Below are 18,891 nucleotides of genomic sequence, written 5' to 3' on the forward strand. Positions count from 1 at the left end.
TTCGCGAGTACTCAACGTAGCAGGACATGAACTGAAACCTCATATGCGATAGTGCGAGAGTCAGACTAAAAATTATCTCAGTAGTCCTGCTTGTTTGGCAACTGATTAAATCACCATGCCAAATGCTTAGGGGCAACAAGAGGTAAGATAAGAGAAGCTGAAACTCAAATCGGTACTCCTTGTATGCTAATTCATGCCTCACGTCAAACATCTGCAACAAACTGGGTGCAAAATCCTCGCGGTGATCGTATCGGTTACTGAATATCAATCAGGCGTGGCGTAATAAACACCACCAGCTCGCGGCGCTCGTTATCTTTGCCGTCATGGCGGAAAAACTGACCCAGCAAGGGAACATGTCCGAGACCCGGGACGCTATCACTGGCCGTTTTATTCTTTTGAGAGAAAATACCGCCCAGTGCCAGCGTTTCTCCACTTTTCACTTCGACCTGAGTTTCGATCTCCTGCTTATCAATCGCCAGCGTTTCACCATCAGCCTGCTGTAAAACTTGTCCCGGCATATTTTCACTAATGCGCAGCTTCAAACGCACCCGTCCGTTGGGAAGCACGACGGGCGTCACTTCCATGCCCAAAACCGCCTCTTTAAATTCCACCGAGGTCGCCCCGCTCTCACCGCTGGAAACCTGGTAAGGAATTTCGCTGCCCTGTTTAATGCTGGCGGGCTGCATATGCGAAGCCAAAAGTCGGGGGCTGGCAATGATCTCCAACTGTTGCTTTTGCTCAAGGGCGGAAAGCTCCAGATCCAAAAGTCTGCCGTCAATTCGACCAATGTTGAATCCGACATGGGTAGTGGCATTGGCGACGGAAAGATCGACGCCCATCGTGGTGACTTGCCCCGGTGCCCCTGCACCTTGCGCCTCGGCAAGATTCCATTTCACGCCAAGCTCACGCAGGCTTTTTTCATTTATCGTAACGATATGCGCTTCCAGCTCCACCTGAGCGATGGGCAGATCCATCTCTTTTACCCAGTGTTGAAAGTTATCAAGCACAGAAGGAATATCGCGCACCAGCAATCGATTCGTGCGTTTGTCGACTGATAAACTCCCTTTTGGGCTGAGCTGTTTCTCGGCGGATTTCTGGAGTTCGCCGCCGTCGGCATAGGCCAGAGCATAGCTGCGCGACGCAAGCGGGACATCCAGTTTGAGCCTGATCTTCTCCTCTTCATTACGCGCCTGCTGGTCACGTTGCCATGCAGCAGTGTTAACATAAAAAATACCGCGCTCCTCGCGTAACACCAGCCCAGCGCTGGTGACTACGGTTTGCAGCGCCTGCCGCCAGGGCACACGCGTTAAATGCAGCGATAGCGTACCGGTGACATCGGGCGAAACGATGAGGTTACGGTTCTCCAGCTCGACCAACGACTGCAAAACCTGAACAACCGGTACGTCATCAACCACCAGGGTCACTGGCTTTTGAGCGAGGCTCCATGCCGACGTGCTGAACAGCGCTAGCAGGGTGACTATCCTTGTTCTTTTCATTTTTCGTTCCTTCTCGTTTCCATCGCCATTCCTTCGGGTCACATCCGTCACCAACCTCGATGACCATTTCCGTTTCATTTATCGCCAGAACTCGCCAGCCTGATGGCAGGTGATCTTCCTGATGGGCACGATGCCAGCGATCCTGCTCATCTTTCATAATGCCCACAACACCTGCGCTGCGGATGAGTCCCTGGTAGTGCCATTTGTTGAGCTTCCCGACCTCACAGCGATCCACGGGCGGTCGAAACGGATCTCGCATCCCGGTGAGAAAAACCAGTGAGCACAGGATCAACCCGCGTAGCTCAGTTCGCATGTAGACTCTCCACCTGCACGATTAGCTTTAGCCGTGATTCACCGGGTTCGACGGAAAAGGCCGTCACCCCCATTCCACGCTGCGCGATCGCGTCAAACAGATCGGGAATCTGCATCCAGTCCGCATCCAACGAGAGTTCACCGCCTTTCGCATTGGGCAGCCAGCGAACTAACCGCGCACCATACGTTTGAAAATCCAGAGGCGAAAAGGCCTGCCGCCCAGAAATATCTGGTTGTCCCTCAGCATGGCCTCGCTGAACTTCACTCGCCCAAAGTGATTTCACCACTGTGGTGATGGGCTCTCGTTTCGTTTCAAGTTGAGAAACGTGCTGTATCGCCGGGCGCGTGAGTATCAAATACGCCGTCAGCAGCACGCAGCCTGAAATCAGGCCCCAGATCAGAATGCGCGTGCGTGCGCGAAACGCATACCACCGTTCAAATAAGCTGTGCACGTCTCACTCCTGGCGCTGGAGCGTGAGGCTGTACGTCCAGCGCCCCTGATTATCCTGCTGTAGCTCCCCCGCAGGCCCAAGCGTGAAGCCACCGAAGTGCTTCAATGATTCAGTGAGTTTTTGAAGGGATAAAACCGTTGTGGCATAACCTTTCAACACCAGGCTGGACTGCTGAAATGACATTTGCGTTAGCCATGCCTGTTCCGGTAATGCGAGCGCCAGCGCCACGAGCGTTGGCTGCCAGGCTTGCGTTTTAGTCAGCAAAACAGCCGCTTGTTGAGTGAGTTGCTGTTGCTCGTGTTGCGATCGCCAGCGCGCGCGATGGGCCTCGAGCTTTTGTTGAATCGCCATATCGCCCGCCAGATACACCTCCAGCACGTGCGAACGTATCGCGAAGCGCGATCGCAGACTCATCATCACGGCGAGGGAAAGCAGTAACGACCCAACAAAGAGTAACGTCCAGAAACGCCAGCAACGCTGTTGTCGCCATTGCCGCCACGGCAAAAAGTTAGTGGTTTTCATTCAACGATGTCCCCCATCGCAAGGGCAAGAGCGACGGTAAAGTCCGCTCCACATTCAGGCAATGGCGGCAAATTACGTGAGACCAGAGTGAAAGGATCAAGATTATCAGCCGCGAAAAGAGCCATATTTTCAGGCTTAAGCGCCAAAAGCGCCGCCAGATCTGCCGCCGCTGCTGCCTCGGTCAGTGGCTTACGGCCCCACTGGTGACGCGTTGCCCATAGCCAGTGGCGATCGTCGCGCCACACCGCACAATGGGCAGGAGGCTGAAGAAGTAGCAGTAAATTCACCAGCGCACCCGCATCCGGCGTAATTGCCGCGACATGTAGACGGAGCGTTTTTGCCAGTGTTAACAATGCCGCGACCTCTTTGTTTTGTGCAGCGGTTACCTGGAACGAACGGGTCAGCGTGTCTTGCACATAATCGAAGCACAGCGCATCGGGTGCCATTTCAAGCTCGCGTGACATGGCTGAAGCAATCCACGAGGCTTGCTCACTGTCGCGTAAGTTCAGTGCCGGACAAGGAAGCGCTTTTTGCAACGTTCGTGCAGCGGGGAATGCGAGGAAAATCCGGTGATGGTGCGGCAAGACCTTGCTCCAGGTACGTAGCGCAGCAACCAATTGTTCTGGCTCAATAATTTGTCCATCACGAATAATTCCCGGATCCAGCGGAATTTGCCACCAACGGCGCAGATTCCATCCGGTTCGCTCCTTTGTAAGACAGACAGCTAAAACCCTATCTTGTTGAATATGAACACCTGTTCGCCACGTTTTGAAAGCCATGCTTCACGATCTCCTTATCGCCCGTCCTTTTGACGGCTATATCAATGATTCAGGCTTGCCTTTATACTACCGGCCGATTGTTTAGAAACTGCCCAAGTGAAACTAAATGGGAAATCTCCAGTGAAGTTCGTAAAGTATTTATTGATCCTTGCAGTCTGTTGCATTCTGCTGGGAGCAGGCTCGATTTATGGTTTGTACAAATATATTGAGCCGCAACTGCCTGATGTCGCCACGCTACGCGATGTGCGACTGCAAATCCCGATGCAGGTTTACAGTGCCGACGGTGAATTGATCGCTCAATATGGCGAAAAGCGCCGTATTCCGCTGACCTTAAATGAAATTCCTCCGGTGATGGTGAAGGCCTTTATCGCCACGGAAGACAGCCGTTTTTATGAACACCATGGCGTCGATCCTGTGGGGATTTTCCGTGCAGCAAGCGTGGCATTGTTCTCCGGTCACGCTTCCCAGGGGGCAAGTACGATTACGCAGCAGCTGGCGCGTAACTTCTTCCTGAGCCCGGAAAAAACGCTGACGCGTAAGATCAAGGAAGTGTTTCTTGCTATTCGCATCGAGCAATTGCTGAGCAAAGACGAAATCCTTGAGCTTTATCTCAACAAGATCTATCTGGGCTATCGCGCGTACGGCGTGGGCGCGGCGGCGCAGGTCTATTTCGGTAAGCCTGTCCAGGAGCTGACTTTGAGTGAAATGGCGACCATTGCGGGTCTGCCTAAAGCACCGTCGACGTTTAACCCGCTCTACTCACTCGATCGTGCCACTGCGCGCCGTAACGTAGTGCTGTCACGCATGCTAAGCGAAGGCTATATCAGCCAGACGCAGTACGAGCAGGCGCGCAATGATGTGATTGACGCTAACTATCACGCGCCAAAAATCGCCTTCTCGGCCCCGTACCTCACGGAAATGGTCCGTCAGGAGATGGTGAGTCGCTACGGTGAACAGGCGTATGAAGACGGGTACCGCATTACCACCACCATCACGCGTAAAGTTCAGCAGGCGGCGCAGCAGGCGGTGCGTAACAACGTGATGGATTACGATATGCGTCACGGCTACCGTGGCCCGTCGAATGTGCTGTGGAAAGTGGGCGAAAGCGCATGGGACAGCAAAAAAATCACGGATTCGCTGAAAGCACTGCCGACTTACGGTCCGCTCCTTCCTGCCGTTGTCACGGCAGCCGACCCGCAGGAAGCGACCGCTATGCTTGCAGACGGGACCTCGGTTTCTCTGCGCATGGATGGCATTCGCTGGGCTCGCCCGTATCGCTCCGATACATCGCAAGGCCCGACGCCGCGTAAAGTCACGGATGTAGTCCAGACCGGGCAGCAAATCTGGGTTCGTAAAGTCAACGACGCCTGGTGGCTGGCGCAGGTTCCGGATGTGAACTCGGCGTTAGTCTCCATCAATCCTCAGAATGGCGCGGTGATGGCGTTGGTCGGCGGTTTTGATTTTAACCAGAGCAAATTTAACCGTGCAACGCAGGCTCTGCGTCAGGTCGGCTCCAACATCAAGCCTTTCCTGTACACCGCGGCGATGGATAAAGGGCTGACGCTCGCCAGTATCCTCAACGATGTGCCGATCTCTCGCTGGGATGCGGGCGCAGGTTCCGACTGGCAGCCGAAAAACTCTCCGCCGGAGTATTCCGGTCCAATCCGTTTACGTCAGGGTCTGGGGCAGTCTAAAAACGTGGTCATGGTTCGCGCGATGCGTGCAATGGGCGTCGATTACGCTGCGGAATATCTCCAACGTTTCGGTTTCCCGGCACAAAATATCGTGCATACCGAATCGCTGGCGCTGGGCTCCGCATCCTTTACGCCATTGCAGGTCGCTCGCGGTTACTCGGTGATGGCAAACGGCGGTTTCCTGGTCGATCCGTATTTCATCAGTAAAATTGAAAACGATCAGGGCGGCGTGATTTTTGAAGCTAAGCCAAAAATCGCCTGCCCGGAATGTGATATTCCGGTGATTTACGGCGACACGCCGAAATCGAACGTACTGGAAAATAAAGACATGGAAGATGTCGCACTGTCGCAGGAGCGACAGAATTCCACCGTTCCGCAGCCGCAACTGGAGCAGGCAAACCAGGCGCTTGTCGCGCAAAGCGGTGCGCAGGAATATGCTCCGCATGTGATCAATACGCCGCTCTCCTTCCTGATTAAGAGCGCCCTGAATACCAATATCTTCGGTGAACCGGGCTGGCAAGGCACAGGCTGGCGTGCGGGCCGTGATTTACAGCGGCGCGACATCGGCGGCAAAACCGGGACGACCAACAGTTCTAAAGACGCCTGGTTCTCCGGTTTTGGTCCGGGCGTGGTGACGTCCGTGTGGATCGGCTTTGACGATCACCGTCGCGATTTGGGCCGTACGTCGGCATCGGGCGCGATTAAAGATCAGATTTCTGGTTACGAAGGCGGCGCGAAGAGCGCACAGCCGGCCTGGGATGCTTACATGAAAGCGGTTCTGGAGGGCATTCCTGAACAGCCACTCACGCCGCCGCCAGGTATTGTGACAGTCAATATCGACCGTAGCACCGGCCAGTTAGCCAACGGCGGAAACAGCCGTGAAGAGTTCTTCATTGAGGGCACGCAGCCGACAACGCAGGCGGTGCATGAGGTAGGGACTGAGCTGATTGATAACGGCGAGACGCACGAGTTGTTCTGACGAACAGCCCCCACTGACACTCATAGTAAAAACGGTAACCCAAGGGTTACCGTTTTTTTGTGTACTTTCGCCTGAGGCGAGCGAGACGAGGCATACCCGTTGAAGGACTACAGCCGCCCTTGTCCTTTGAGCCATTCACGCACCAGGAACAGCGCACTCACGTTGCGAGCCTCATGGAAATCAGGTTCTTCCAGCAAATCCATCAAATGTGCCAGCGGCCAGCGAACCTGCGGTAACGGCTCTGGCTCGTCACCTTCCAGTTTTTCTGGATAGAGATCTTCGGCGAGCACAATATTCATTTTGCTGGAGAAATAGGACGGCGCCATGGAGAGCTTTTTCAGGAAGGTCAGATCGTTCGCACCAAAACCCACCTCTTCTTTCAGCTCACGATTGGCTGCTTCAAAAACGGATTCACCCGGATCGATCAGTCCTTTAGAGAAACCCAGTTCGTAAGATTCTGTGCCCACCGCATATTCACGAATCAGGATAAGATGGTCATCAACAATCGGAACGATCATCACCGCTTCGCGCGTTGATGGGCGCATACGTTCATACACGCGTCGCACGCCGTTGCTGAATTCCAGATCCACACTTTCCACATTAAACAGCCGCGATTTGGCGATTGTTTCAACATTCAGAATAATGGGTTTTTGTAAGGGTTTGCTCATCTTGACGGGTCTTTGCTGGGTAAACTGAGTGCATTGTGCGATATGACGCACGGTTTCGGCAATGTCATTTGCCCTAAATTTACATTTTTGCAACTTATCCTAAACCAGTTATTATTTCAAATTAAAAGTCAAGAGGTTGAAATAACTCCAGGAATTTGCTGATATTCCGCTTTGGTTGCCTTTGCTATCATTTTTGATCACTGGGATGCGCTTCAGATTGCTCAAGTTCGACTCCATGCTTGCCGATAGCCAACCACAGAGACACATTCACGGTAATAGGTGCGACTGACTACACCTGAAATAAGTAAGATGGGGAAAGCATGAGCACCATTTTGATATTTTTCGCTGCTATGCTGGCCTGCGTATTCATTGCAGGATGGTTACTCAGACGCCGGGCGCAACGTCGACTTCGACTGCCCTTTTTAAACGCTTTCGCCGGTGCGACCACGCGTACGCTGGCCGCCGATGAACGCAGCGCCATTGAAAATTATCTCGATACGCTGAACCGCATCCTTCAGACGCCAGGGCCGACCGGCGCCACTGCAGCGCCTGTATCTCTGAATCTTAACGCACACAGCGACACCGTGTTGTGCGTGACGCGCTCGATCACCCGCTATGGCATCACCACCGATGATCCCAACAAGTGGCGCTACTATCTCGACTCCGTTGAAGTGCATTTGCCACCGTTCTGGGAGCAATACATCAATGATGAAAATAGCGTCGAGCTCATCCATACCGATTCCATTCCGCTGGTAATCGCCCTGAATGGCCATACCCTGAGTGAATATGTTCAGGAAGCGCCGCGCTTTGCGCTCGAAAGAGCAAACTCTACGCAAGCGTCCATCCGTGGCGAAGAAACCGAACAGATTGAACTGCTCAATATTCGCCAGGAAACGCACGAAGAGTACGCGCTGAGCCGCCCGGATGGCATCCGTGAAGCAATTTTAATTGTCGCCGCTTTCCTGCTGTTTTTCCTGTGCCTGATGACGCCCGACGTTTTTGCCCCGTGGCTCGCAGGCGGCGCGGTCCTGTTGATCGCCGCAGGGTTGTGGGGGCTTTTTGCATCTCCGGCTAAAACGGCCTTGCGCGAAATCCACTGCTTACGTGGTACGCCAAAACGCTGGGGTCTGTTCGGTGAGAACGATCAGGAGCACATCAACAATATTTCGCTCGGCATTATCGATCTTATTTACCCGCGTCACTGGCAGCCGTGGATTGCTCAGGATTTAGGGCAAAAAACCGATATTGATATCTATCTCGATCGCCAGGTGGTCCGTCAGGGGCGTTTTTTATCGCTGCATGATGAGGTGAAAAACTTCCCGCTCCAGCACTGGCTGCGCAGCAGCATTATTGCAGGTGGCGCGGCGCTCGTTCTGGCGTTACTGATTTTCCTTGTTCCCCTTGATATGCCAATTAAATTCACCGTGTCGTGGATTAAAGGCGCGCAAACTATCGAAGCGACAAGCGTTCATCAGCTGGAAGAGGCGGGCGTTCGCGTGGGGGATACCCTGAAGCTGAAGGGTACGGGTATGTGTAATATTCATGCGCCGGGAACCTGGAATACGCGCCAAAATTCGCCCTTCACCCCCTTCGATTGCTCACAGATCATCTGGAATGACGCGCCGCCGTTGCCGCTGCCGGAATCCGATACCGTCAGTAAAGCGACGGCTTTGACGCAGGCGCTTAATCGCCAGCTACACCCAAAACCCGACGAGAATTCGCGCGTCAGTCAGTCTTTGCGCTCTGCGATTCAAAAATCCGGAATGGTTTTGCTGGATGATTTTGGCGACATCGTGATGAAAACACAGGACTTATGTTCTGCAGAAGATGAGTGTGTCCGTCTCAAAAATGCCCTCGTCAACCTGGGGAACAGTAAAGACTGGGAAGCACTGGTCAAACGCGCTGAGGCAGGCCGACTGGACGGCGTGAATGTGTTGTTACGTCCAGTGAGTGCGGAATCCCTGGAAAATCTGGTCGCCACGTCAACCGCGCCGTTCGTGATGCGTGAAACCTCCCGTGCGGCTCAGGCGCTTAACAGCCCGGCACCCGGCGGTTTTGTGATTGCCAGCGAAGAGGGTAGCGACTTGGTTGATCAGCCGTATCCGCCTGTGGCGCTCTATGATTATCCGGCCCAGGAACAGTGGGGTGAGTTCCAGCGCCTGGCGCAAATGCTGATGCAAACGCCATTTAGCGCAGAAGGTATCGTCACCGGTACCTTTACCGACGCGAACGGCACGCGGCATGTCGATCTGCATCGCATGCCGGACAGCGCCGGGTTGTGGCGTTATATCGGGACGACACTGCTCATGATGGCCATGTTGATTTGCATCATCTGGAACGGTTTTGCTGCCCTGCGCCGCTATCAGCGCTCACGTACTCGTCTGGCCGAGATCCAGCAATATTACGATAATTGCCTCAATCCTAAACTTATCTCCGCGCCTGAGAGCCTGATCGGATAACGCCTCTGCGCGACAAGTTGTGCTAACCTGTCGCGCACGTTTCTTCTGGCTGGAGAGTTCCCCCTCATGCATCTTGATATCGCCTGGCAGGACGTTGATACCGTTCTGCTGGATATGGACGGTACGCTGCTCGATCTCGCATTTGACACCCATTTCTGGCAAAAGCTGGTGCCCGAAACCTACGGCGCGCAGCAGGGTATCACTCCGTCAGAAGCGCAGGATTACATTCGTCAGCAATATCACGCCGTGCAACATACGCTAAACTGGTACTGCCTGGATTACTGGAGCGACCGCCTTGGGCTGGATATTTGTGCCATGACCACCGCTCAAGGGCCTCACGCGGTTTTGCGCGAAGATACGGTGCCGTTTTTGGATGCCCTGAAGGCGAGCGGCAAACGACGTATTTTGCTGACCAATGCGCATCCGCATAATCTGGCCGTGAAGCTGGAACATACTGGATTAGCGTCACACCTTGATTTATTACTTTCCACCCACACATTTGGGTATCCGAAAGAGGATCAGCGGTTATGGCAGGCCGTCGCGGAGAAAACCGGTTTGCAGCCAGACAGAACCTTGTTCATTGATGACAGTGAACCGATTCTGGATGCCGCAGCAAAATTTGGTGTTCGGTATTGCCTGGGCGTGACCAATCCCGATTCTGGACAGGCTGAAAAAAGCTATCAGCGGCATCCGGCGTTGAACGATTACCGTCGAATGATCCCCTCACTCAGCGTGAAGGAGAAGCCATGAAAGAAAAACCCTCTGATGGGGTAAGGCTCGACAAATGGCTGTGGGCGGCCCGTTTTTATAAAACGCGCGCCCTCGCCCGTGAAATGGTTGACGGTGGCAAAGTGCATTACAACGGGCAGCGCAGCAAGCCGAGTAAGCTTGTTGAACTGAACGCCACTCTGACGTTACGTCAGGGAAACGATGAAAAAACGGTCGTGATAAAATCCATTACCGAACAGCGTCGTCCGGCGACCGAAGCGACCGCAATGTATGAAGAAACGACAGAAAGCGTCGAGAAGCGCGAGAAAGTGGCGCTGGCGCGCAAGATGAATGCGCTAACCATGCCGCACCCGGACAGACGACCGGACAAAAAAGAACGTCGCGATCTGATGAAATTTAAGCACGGCGAAATTGAATAATCGTCGTTTGATGAGAGAAAATTATGGCCCAACACGACCAATTACACCGCTATCTGTTTGAGCAATTTGCCGTTCGCGGTGAGCTGGTAACCGTCTCCGAAACCTGGAAACAGATTCTGGAAAACCACAATTATCCGCAGCCTGTTAAAAAAGTGCTGGGCGAACTGCTGGTGGCGACAAGCCTGCTCACCGCAACGCTGAAATTTGCTGGCGATATCACCGTGCAGTTGCAGGGTGACGGCCCGATGAACATGGCGGTTATCAACGGTAATAATCAGCAGCAGATGCGCGGTGTGGCTCGCGTGCAGGGTGACGTGCCAGAAGGCGCTGACCTGAAAACGCTGGTGGGCAACGGTTTCCTCGTGATTACCATCACACCAGACGAAGGCGAGCGCTATCAGGGCGTGGTAGGCCTTGAAGGCGATACGCTGGCAGAGTGTCTGGAAGATTACTTCCTGCGTTCTGAGCAGTTGCCAACACGCCTGTTTATTCGCACCGGCGAAGTTGAAGGTCAACTGGCGGCGGGCGGCATGCTGCTGCAGGTTCTGCCTGCGCAAAATGCCCAGGGCAATGATTTTGAGCATCTGGCGACGCTGACCGAAACCATCAAAACCGAAGAGCTCTTCACTCTGCCTGCAAACGAAGTGCTGTGGCGTCTGTACCACGAAGAAGAAGTGACGCTTTACGATCCGCAGGATGTTGAGTTCAAATGCACCTGTTCTCGTGAACGCTGTGCGGGTGCGCTGAGAACGCTGCCGGACGAAGAGATCGACAGCATCATGGCTGAAGACGGTGAAATCGACATGAACTGCGATTACTGTGGTTCTCACTACGTCTTCAACGCTATGGACATCGCCGAGATCCGCAATAACGCTTCTCCGGCCGATCCGCAGGTCCATTAATTTTTGTCAGAACGGCTCCCTAGGGAGCCGTTCTTTTTGCTAATAATCGTAGTCCACCTTTACGCGTTCCCCGAAAATAGTGATATCCGCCCAGGGCTTAACCGCCGTACCCACCTTGCCTTGCTCAAGCGCACGATCAAATTCAGCCCGCGATAACGCTTCCGGCATTTTCCAGGACTCTCCCGCAAGAGCCCAGTCTTTACCGTGTCGGGTAAACACCAGAATCGCGCGATCAACGAACTGATACACCACCGCTTCCGGCTGACCGTCACCGTTCAGATCCTGTGATACCAGCAGACAAGCGCCATTTTCAGTTGTACACGTCTCAAAACGATACTTGTATTTCAGCATCGCTTGCCATAGCCCGTTATCCAGAGGCGGCGTTCCAGGCGCGCGTTGTATAACATTCGCCAGTATCGCCGCGGTCAATGCATCCGCTTTCCCTTTTTGCCCTGCCAGCAGCTGATTCACATCCCGGTGACGTTTCGCATCTGACGTGAACTGCGGATCGTTTTGCAGCGCAACCAGCGCTTCGCGGCCCTTGCGCCCGGTTTGACTTAACATGTGAAGACTCACCTGATCGGCGGTGATCCTGCCGTCATGATAACGCGCCATATGACTCGCCACGCTGATGCGCCACGGATCGAGAATCGGTGTGTGAATCAGGATCAGACACGCCAGTGCGAGGAGTGCAACGGCCGGGGTGACGTAACGCTGTACCGACAGCGGATTGCGCCGCGGATTGATCACGCTGATGCAAAAACCAACCGCCCAAACCAGCGCCACGAGGGTGGTCAGCACCGCGTATAACCGCTCAGGCGTCCAGCCGTATTGCCCAATACGCAGCCACAAGGCCCACGTCGTCAGCAGGGGATAGACTGGCGCGACCAGTAACGCCACCCGAATAAGCCAGCGCAGTGGGAACGGATAAGGAAGCAGAACGCGCTGCGGACTCCAGACGACCGTTGCCAGTATCAGCAGCAACATGCTCAGGCTCAGCAGCAGCCCCGCCGCCGATGTTCGTGCAGAAATCGCTTCAAAGCCCACAAACGGCAGCACGGCGATAAAGAGCAGCGAGAGCAGCGCCACCAGCGGCAGCAGGCCGGTGGCAATCAGGGTTAAGAGATTTTGCAGCGCCTGAATTAACCGCAACTGCATTCGAGCGAGAATGGCCGCGCAGGCCGAAACAACGCCAATCGCAATCGCGATAAACCAGTCGGTATCAAAAAAGAGCATTTCAAAGAAGCGGATCCCGACGAGCTTGAACAACTCTGCCCACAAAAACAGCACCAGCCAGAACAGTCCGTTAGAGAGGAAAATGAGCGCCAGCGTCAAAGCGTTATGCCAGCTTCTGTTATGAAAATCGGTGTAGAAATCATTCCCGGAAGCCGGGTGAAGCTTTCGCTGCAACCATGGCAGCATCAGAAAACTCATCAGCAGAAGGTTAAAGCCAAAGAAAATCAGTGCATCTCTGATATCCCACCGCTCAAGGCCGTAAAGAGTCCATTTGAGCCATGCGCCCATGCCAGCAACCGCCAGTACAATCACGGCAAGTGCCAGCCATAACGTACGCTGTTTGAAAGAGGTGACCGACAGTGCGAGCGTAGTCGATAGCACCACGGTGGCTGGCACGACGCACACCAGCCAAAAACTGTCGGCGGGAAGATCCGCGTAAGCGATGTACCACGTCACTAAATAACAGATAAAGCCCTGTATCGCCCCGACCAGAACGATGCCTGCCCGCGTTGCAGGAGATAAGCCTTCACTATTTTCCATTTCACAGTCCCTGATTGTTATCGCACTTTACGCTTTCATCATATTCTCGCGAACGGCTCACGACACCCTTCGTTTCCAGCCTTGTTGACAGAGACGTGAATCGATTATCAGCATGTAACTCTTACGTAACTTTCTTACATGTATGCGATTACATTCACATTACTCTGGTTAAATACACCAGCGTTTAACCTTTTAGGAACATTTTCCACAACTAAAATTCGATTCCTGCGATAATCCGCCCTGCTTCGTGACAGGAGTCACAGCGTTTTCCGTTAGTAAGGGTTTTCTCTCAATACGTAAATCTATGAGCCCCGTCGCGGTCAACAACCTCAGAAAAACCCTACAATTTTAGGCAGTACAAATTGGCTAAGGAGCAGTGATATGCGTGTTAACGATTTAACCCCGCAAGATCTCAAGGCTTATGGTATTAACGACGTCCAGGAACTCGTTTACAACCCCGATTACGATACGCTGTATCAGGAAGAGCTCAATCCAGCACTGGAAGGATACGAGCGAGGTGTGTTGACGAAAACTGGTGCTATCGCCGTGGACACGGGTATTTTTACCGGCCGTTCGCCAAAAGATAAGTATATCGTCCGTGACGACACTACCCGCGATACGCTGTGGTGGGCAGATAAAGGAAAAGGGAAGAACGACAACAAACCGCTCTCCCAGGAAACCTGGCAGCACCTGAAAGGTCTCGTCACTCATCAACTCTCCGGCAAGCGTCTGTTTATTATCGACGCCTTCTGTGGCGCGAATGCCGACACCCGCCTTTCCGTTCGCTTTATCACTGAAGTTGCCTGGCAGGCACATTTCGTGAAGAACATGTTTATTCGCCCAACCGATGAAGAATTACAGGATTTCGAGCCTGATTTCATCGTGATGAACGGCGCGAAATGCACGAACCCGCAGTGGAAAGAGCAGGGTCTGAATTCAGAAAACTTTATCGCGTTCAACCTGACGGAGCGCATCCAGCTGATTGGCGGCACCTGGTACGGTGGCGAGATGAAGAAAGGGATGTTCTCGGTCATGAACTACCTGCTGCCGCTGCAGGGTATTGCCTCCATGCACTGTTCGGCGAACGTCGGCGAAGAGGGGGACGTGGCGGTGTTCTTTGGCCTGTCCGGCACCGGCAAAACCACCCTTTCCACCGATCCGAAACGTCGCCTGATTGGCGATGACGAGCACGGTTGGGATGATGACGGCGTGTTCAACTTTGAAGGCGGCTGTTACGCGAAAACCATTCGCCTGTCTGCCGAGGCGGAGCCGGACATCTTCCACGCCATCCGTCGTGATGCGCTGCTGGAAAACGTCACCGTCCTTGCAGATGGCACGGTCGATTTCGATGATGCCTCTAAAACGGAAAATACCCGCGTCTCTTATCCGATCTATCACATCGATAATATCGTGAAGCCGGTGTCAAAAGCGGGCCACGCGTCGAAGGTGATTTTCCTGACTGCCGACGCCTTTGGCGTTCTGCCGCCGGTGTCTCGCCTGACGGCAAGCCAGACGCAGTATCATTTCCTGTCCGGTTTTACCGCGAAACTGGCGGGCACAGAGCGTGGCGTCACAGAGCCCACGCCAACCTTCTCTGCCTGCTTTGGCGCAGCGTTCCTGTCGCTGCACCCGACGCAGTACGCAGAAGTGCTGGTGAAACGCATGCAGGCGGCGGGCGCGCAGGCTTATCTGGTGAATACCGGCTGGAACGGGACGGGTAAACGTATTTCGATTAAGGATACGCGCGCCATTATCGACGCCATTATTGATGGTTCACTGGATGATGCAGAAACGTTCACTCTGCCAATGTTTGATCTGGCGATCCCGACGGCGCTGCCTGGCGTAGACACGCATATCCTCGACCCACGCAACACCTATGGTTCGCCTGAACAATGGCAAGAGAAGGCCGAAGCGCTGGCGAAGCTGTTTATTGAGAACTTTGAGAAGTACACCGATACGCCAGCAGGTGCGGCGTTGGTGAGTGCAGGACCGAAGCTTTAATCCCACAGAACAATAGTAGCCTTTACTTTTCTGGGTAAAGGCTATTTTTTGTTCACCAGACACTTCCAATATGTACCTAGTACACCTACAATCTCACTTAACATCAATGTAATGTGCGCAGGAAGCGTCATGTTCACATTTATTGAACTACAAGGATTTAGTAAACGGCGGAAATTGCTGCTCCCTGACGATGAGCTCAGAGCTTTTCAGGAGGTGCTCATCGACGATCCTGAGGTCGGGGAAATCATTGCAGGGACCGGAGGGTTTAGAAAAATCCGCTGGAGCCGTTCAGGTATGGGAAAGCGTGGCGGCGTCAGAATCATTTATTATAACGTCAGTCGTAAAGGACGAATTTACCTGGCATTGATTTATCCAAAAAATGAACAGGATGATCTAACCGACGAGCAGAAAAAAGTTCTGAAGCAGTTATCCGATATGCTGGTATAACGCTGAAGTTCTGTAACTCCCACGATGGAAACAGTCCGGGTGCGGCGTCGACAAAGGGCGATGAGATACAGATGAAAGATGAATTATTTGCCGATCTGCTGGCCAGTGCAGAAGAGATGGTACGTATCGAAAAAGGCGAAGAAACACCTAAGCCAGAATGCGTGCACACATTCAGTGAAATCGATGTAAAGGCTATTCGGGAAGCGACGGGATTGCGTCAGCAAGATTTTGCCGTGGCCGTGGGGGTCAGTTATGACCTGGTAAAAAGCTGGGAAACGAAGCGACGCCAGCCAACAGGTGCGCCAAGAAAAATCCTTTTACTGCTTCAGTCTAATCCTTTTATCATCAATCAGTTAAAAATCATTTAACCAAAAACAAGAGAGAGGCATATTGCCTCTCTCTTGTTACGTATCAATCCTTGCTTTGGAAACGCGATACCGGCACCGGCAACCAAGCGCGAATACTCAAACCGCCCCGCTTGCTGGTGCCAATCTCAAGCAAACCGTTATGGTTATCGATAATACGCTGCACAATCGCCAGACCTAAACCGGTCCCGCTGGTGCTGCGCGCACTGTCACCACGCACAAACGGCTGGAAGAGATGCTTACGTTGCTCGGGTTTAATCCCCGGGCCGTCATCATCCACCTGGAACCAGGCGCGATTCAGCTCAGAACCACTGCTGACTTTTATCCAGCCGTTACCGTAACGCGCTGCGTTCACCACCATATTCGCCACCGCGCGTTTGATGGATAACGGATGCATGCGCACCTGAATTTCGCCAGGCTGCAGATCGGTGTCGATTTCACGCTCGTAGCCGCTTTCCGCTGCCACCACTTCACCCAGCACGCCGTTGAGATCCGCCATTTCCATTGGCATTTCCTGGCCGGTGCGCAGGTAATCGATGAACTGCTCGATGATGGCGTTACACTCTTCGATGTCCTTGTTAATGGACTCCGCGAGATAACCGTCCTCTTCGCCCATCATTTCAGTCGCCAGACGAATTCGCGTTAACGGCGTGCGCAGATCGTGACTCACGCCAGCCATTAATAACGTACGGTCATCCGCCAGCTGTTTAACACCCGCCGCCATATGGTTAAACGCGCGCGTCACAGAACGGACTTCCGATGCGCCATACTCGCGAAGCGGTGGCGGAATAATACCTTTACCGACCTGCAACGCGGCATGTTCGAGATCGACCAGGGGTCGGTTTTGTATTCGGATAAACAGCCACGCGCCGCCTATCGCCATCAGCATAATCGCCAGCGTGTAGCGGAAGAGCGGTGAGAAATCGCCCTGATGAATTTCGGTGAGCGGCACACGCACCCAGATATTGGGCGACAGCCAGGTTTTCAGCCAGACGACCGGCGAGCTTTTGTTGACCTCAACGCGCACTTCCGTTGGGCCGCCCAGTTGCTGCGCCATCTGCTGGCTTAAAAATTCGTAATGTTGCGCCCAGCGAAGACCTGCGTCTTCCGCTGCCTCGTTAGAGTACAGCGAAATCCCCAGCTCGCGGTAAATCTCACGGCGAAACGCAGGTGGAACGACCAACTGCGTGCCGTCCTCCAGCTGCAGTTTATCGGTCATCAGCATACGCACTTCGTAGGCCAGGACCTTATTAAACTGCTGGAGGCTTGGCAGAATCGCAAAGTTCAGCACCACCAGATAGGTTGTCACCAGGCTGACGAACAGCAAGGTGACAATCAATAGCAGCGTGCGGGCAAACGAACTTCGCGGTGAGAAGCGCATTCGCCTCATGCTTTAGAACCGTCCGGCACAAAGACGTAGCCCAGACCCCAAACGGTCTGAATATAACGAGGATGCGCTGGATCTTCTTCCACCATGCGGCGCAGGCGAGAAATTTGCACGTCGATGGAGCGTTCCATGGCGGAATATTCGCGACCACGCGCCAGGTTCATCAGCTTGTCACGAGAAAGCGGTTCACGCGGGTGGCTGACCAGCGCTTTGAGGACGGCGAATTCTCCGCTTGTCAGCGGCATAGGCTCATCTTCGCGGAACATTTCGCGCGTACCGAGATTCAGCTTGAACTTACCGAACGCAATCACGGCCTCTTCCTGAGACGGCGCGCCTGGCAATTCGTTAGCCTGACGACGCAGCACCGCGCGAATACGCGCCAGCAGTTCACGCGGGTTGAACGGTTTTGGAATGTAATCGTCAGCGCCAATTTCCAGGCCCACGATACGGTCAACCTCTTCCCCTTTCGCCGTCACCATAATGATCGGCATCGGGTTGCTTTGACTGCGCAGACGACGGCAAATCGACAGACCATCTTCACCTGGCAGCATCAGATCGAGCACCATCAGATGGAACGATTCACGGGTAAGCAGGCGATCCATTTGCTCGGCGTTCGCCACGCTACGAACCTGGAAGCCCTGCTCGGTCAGATAACGTTCAAGCAGCGCACGCAGGCGCATGTCGTCATCCACGACCAGAATCTTATAATTCTCTTGCATATGTGTACTCCCAAAGGTCCGGATAGTATTCCAGTACGTATTCTAAAAAAGTGCGCGTTTACCACCAGCTAATTCTGGTATAAATTCTAGTCGAAATTGTTACAAAGCATATTTAACAGCAGCTTATCTGCACATTCCATCACATAAATCATAATGCGTCCTGTCTGTTAAGCTATGTGGTACGTAATGTGCGCATTGTTTGCAACCGAGTCGAGTCGTATAGGTCATACCATGAAAACGCCGCTGATCACCCGTGAAGGGTACGAAAAACTGAAAAAAGAGATGGATTACCTGTGGCGTGAAGATCGCCCGGAGGTGACCAAAAAGGTGACATGGGCGGCGAGCCTCGGCGATCGCAGTGAGAACGCTGACTACCAGTATAATAAGAAACGGCTGCGAGAAATCGACCGCCGGGTGCGTTATCTCACCAAATGCCTTGAGTACCTGCGGATCGTGGATTATTCCCCTCAGCAGGAAGGAAAAGTCTTCTTTGGTGCCTGGGTTGAAATCGAAAATGACGACGGCGATACCAAGCGTTTTCGCATTGTCGGCTACGATGAAATTTTTGGTCGTAAGGATTACATCTCTATCGACTCGCCGATGGCTCGCGCGCTGCTGAAAAAGGAAGTCGGTGATTTAGCGATAGTTCAAACGCCGTCGGGCGAAGCGAGCTGGTACGTGAACGAAATTGAGTACGTAAAATAGTCCGAGAGCGCCCTCCACGGCTGGCATTTTACCGTGTCAGTCCGTATAACTATCCCCCTAAATTTCGATCCTAAAGATGA

18 protein-coding genes are annotated in these 18,891 nt (G+C 53.4%); 9 read left to right on the forward strand and 9 right to left on the reverse strand.

Annotation, left to right across the window (positions count from 1 at the left end):
* Positions 1 to 254: 254 nt before the first annotated feature.
* The 5 genes from hofQ to AC0LWE_RS21750 are packed head-to-tail and all read right to left on the reverse strand — an operon-like array spanning position 255 to position 3,561.
* Entirely contained in the window at positions 255 to 1,496 is a 1,242-nt protein-coding gene (hofQ, locus tag AC0LWE_RS21730) for a DNA uptake porin HofQ (RefSeq protein ID WP_219347314.1), read from the reverse strand.
* A complete protein-coding gene (locus AC0LWE_RS21735) occupies positions 1,408 to 1,809 on the reverse strand; it encodes a HofP DNA utilization family protein (RefSeq protein WP_219347313.1) in 402 nt (133 codons plus the stop codon). Before AC0LWE_RS21735 ends, hofQ begins: the two co-directional genes overlap by 89 nt.
* A complete protein-coding gene (locus tag AC0LWE_RS21740) occupies positions 1,799 to 2,260 on the reverse strand; it encodes a HofO family protein (RefSeq protein ID WP_219347312.1) in 462 nt (153 codons plus the stop codon). Before AC0LWE_RS21740 ends, AC0LWE_RS21735 begins: the two co-directional genes overlap by 11 nt.
* Positions 2,261 to 2,263: 3 nt before the next feature.
* Positions 2,264 to 2,782 carry a PilN domain-containing protein gene (locus tag AC0LWE_RS21745; RefSeq protein ID WP_219347311.1) on the reverse strand — a complete coding sequence of 173 codons (519 nt, stop codon included), beginning with the start codon at positions 2,780 to 2,782 and terminating at the stop codon, positions 2,264 to 2,266.
* Entirely contained in the window at positions 2,779 to 3,561 is a 783-nt protein-coding gene (locus tag AC0LWE_RS21750; protein ID WP_202668708.1) for a type IV pilus biogenesis protein PilM, read from the reverse strand. Before AC0LWE_RS21750 ends, AC0LWE_RS21745 begins: the two co-directional genes overlap by 4 nt.
* A gap of 120 nt (positions 3,562 to 3,681) precedes the next feature.
* Between AC0LWE_RS21750 and mrcA the strand changes: the two genes are divergently transcribed.
* Positions 3,682 to 6,234 (forward strand): peptidoglycan glycosyltransferase/peptidoglycan DD-transpeptidase MrcA, encoded by a 2,553-nt coding sequence (gene mrcA / locus AC0LWE_RS21755; RefSeq protein WP_219347310.1) that lies wholly within the window; start codon positions 3,682 to 3,684, stop codon positions 6,232 to 6,234.
* Between the two features lie 107 nt (positions 6,235 to 6,341).
* On the opposite strand, the gene nudE is transcribed toward mrcA, so the two are convergent.
* On the reverse strand, positions 6,342 to 6,902 hold the full coding sequence (gene nudE / locus AC0LWE_RS21760) for an ADP compounds hydrolase NudE (protein WP_059180285.1): 561 nt from the start codon (positions 6,900 to 6,902) through the stop codon (positions 6,342 to 6,344).
* 320 nt (positions 6,903 to 7,222) lie between these two features.
* Here nudE and AC0LWE_RS21765 point away from each other — a divergent pair, with 320 nt between their 5' ends.
* The 4 genes from AC0LWE_RS21765 to hslO all read left to right on the forward strand — a co-directional run bounded on the left by AC0LWE_RS21765 (position 7,223) and on the right by hslO (position 11,411).
* Positions 7,223 to 9,361, forward strand: a complete 2,139-nt coding sequence (locus AC0LWE_RS21765) for an intracellular growth attenuator family protein (protein ID WP_131486954.1) — start codon at positions 7,223 to 7,225, stop codon at positions 9,359 to 9,361.
* A gap of 66 nt (positions 9,362 to 9,427) precedes the next feature.
* The gene (yrfG, locus tag AC0LWE_RS21770) at positions 9,428 to 10,111 is read left to right on the forward strand and encodes a GMP/IMP nucleotidase (protein ID WP_059180287.1); all 684 of its coding nucleotides are present in this window, start codon (positions 9,428 to 9,430) and stop codon (positions 10,109 to 10,111) included.
* Positions 10,108 to 10,509, forward strand: coding sequence for a ribosome-associated heat shock protein Hsp15 (hslR, locus tag AC0LWE_RS21775; RefSeq protein WP_015960774.1), 402 nt, complete (start codon positions 10,108 to 10,110; stop codon positions 10,507 to 10,509). Before yrfG ends, hslR begins: the two co-directional genes overlap by 4 nt.
* A 23-nt stretch (positions 10,510 to 10,532) precedes the next feature.
* Positions 10,533 to 11,411 (forward strand): Hsp33 family molecular chaperone HslO, encoded by an 879-nt coding sequence (hslO, locus tag AC0LWE_RS21780; RefSeq protein ID WP_059180288.1) that lies wholly within the window; start codon positions 10,533 to 10,535, stop codon positions 11,409 to 11,411.
* A gap of 39 nt (positions 11,412 to 11,450) precedes the next feature.
* On the opposite strand, the gene AC0LWE_RS21785 is transcribed toward hslO, so the two are convergent.
* Positions 11,451 to 13,187: a DUF4153 domain-containing protein gene (locus AC0LWE_RS21785; protein ID WP_219347309.1), complete on the reverse strand. Its 1,737-nt coding sequence runs from the start codon at positions 13,185 to 13,187 to the stop codon at positions 11,451 to 11,453.
* Positions 13,188 to 13,568: 381 nt separating this feature from the next.
* Here AC0LWE_RS21785 and pckA point away from each other — a divergent pair, with 381 nt between their 5' ends.
* The 3 genes from pckA to nadS all read left to right on the forward strand — a co-directional run bounded on the left by pckA (position 13,569) and on the right by nadS (position 16,003).
* Positions 13,569 to 15,188 carry a phosphoenolpyruvate carboxykinase (ATP) gene (gene pckA / locus AC0LWE_RS21790; protein WP_059180290.1) on the forward strand — a complete coding sequence of 540 codons (1,620 nt, stop codon included), beginning with the start codon at positions 13,569 to 13,571 and terminating at the stop codon, positions 15,186 to 15,188.
* A 129-nt stretch (positions 15,189 to 15,317) separates the two neighbouring features.
* The gene (locus AC0LWE_RS21795; RefSeq protein WP_059180291.1) at positions 15,318 to 15,635 is read left to right on the forward strand and encodes a type II toxin-antitoxin system RelE/ParE family toxin; all 318 of its coding nucleotides are present in this window, start codon (positions 15,318 to 15,320) and stop codon (positions 15,633 to 15,635) included.
* A 71-nt stretch (positions 15,636 to 15,706) separates the two neighbouring features.
* A complete protein-coding gene (nadS, locus tag AC0LWE_RS21800) occupies positions 15,707 to 16,003 on the forward strand; it encodes a NadS family protein (protein WP_202668704.1) in 297 nt (98 codons plus the stop codon).
* A 43-nt stretch (positions 16,004 to 16,046) separates the two neighbouring features.
* Here nadS and envZ read toward each other — a convergent pair whose 3' ends face one another.
* The gene (envZ, locus tag AC0LWE_RS21805; protein WP_202668703.1) at positions 16,047 to 17,390 is read right to left on the reverse strand and encodes a two-component system sensor histidine kinase EnvZ; all 1,344 of its coding nucleotides are present in this window, start codon (positions 17,388 to 17,390) and stop codon (positions 16,047 to 16,049) included.
* Complete coding sequence (ompR, locus tag AC0LWE_RS21810) at positions 17,387 to 18,106, reverse strand: osmolarity response regulator transcription factor OmpR (RefSeq protein WP_001157751.1); 720 nt, start codon at positions 18,104 to 18,106, stop codon at positions 17,387 to 17,389. Before ompR ends, envZ begins: the two co-directional genes overlap by 4 nt.
* Positions 18,107 to 18,337: 231 nt before the next feature.
* Here ompR and greB point away from each other — a divergent pair, with 231 nt between their 5' ends.
* Positions 18,338 to 18,811 (forward strand): transcription elongation factor GreB, encoded by a 474-nt coding sequence (gene greB, locus AC0LWE_RS21815; protein WP_219347308.1) that lies wholly within the window; start codon positions 18,338 to 18,340, stop codon positions 18,809 to 18,811.
* Positions 18,812 to 18,891: the final 80 nt, after the last annotated feature.

Source organism: Lelliottia sp. RD5 (assembly GCF_056032945.1).